1 protein-coding gene is annotated in these 515 nt (G+C 68.9%); it reads left to right on the top strand.

Annotated elements, in window-relative coordinates:
• The coding region (locus A5780_RS07615; protein WP_231982885.1) for a WhiB family transcriptional regulator at positions 1–486 on the top strand (486 nt) is incomplete at its 5' end.
• Positions 487–515: the final 29 nt, after the last annotated feature.

Here is a 515-nt window from a genome sequence, read left to right as displayed (position 1 = left end):
ACCCGCACCATTTCCGATTCACCCGAGGTCGATCACCCGGTGGCCTGGCCGCCCGTGCTCTGCACCGAGGATCCGGACCTGTTTTTCAGCTCCGCTGCTGCCGATGTGCATGAGGCGCAGGGGATCTGCGCGGACTGCCCGATGCTGGCGCGGTGCGCCGCTTTCGCTCTCGCGAGCCCTGAATCGGTCACCGATGGGGTGTTCGCGTCGGTGCGGATGCCGACCACCGGTGCTCTGGCCAGCGAGCGCAAGGAGGCCCTGGACTTGCTGCGTCAGGTCGCCCGGAACGGGCGTCCGGCTCCGCTGCACGACTTCTCGCGCCGCAAGTTCGACGGCACCCCGGCCGAACTGGCCGAGCGTGTGGTCGAGCTGCGGGACGGTGGAGGGCTGTCGTGGTCGGAGATCGGCCGCCAGCTGGGGTGCAACTACGCCACCGCGCAGCGCGTCTACATCGAAGCCACCACCAGCACTGAGGCGGTGGCCTGATGGACCGCAGTCAGAAGGCCCCGTCGATG

The organism is Nocardia sp. 852002-20019_SCH5090214, assembly GCF_001665865.1.
Classification (GTDB): domain Bacteria; phylum Actinomycetota; class Actinomycetes; order Mycobacteriales; family Mycobacteriaceae; genus Nocardia; species Nocardia nova.
This window is presented reverse-complemented; position numbering and strand designations above follow the sequence as displayed.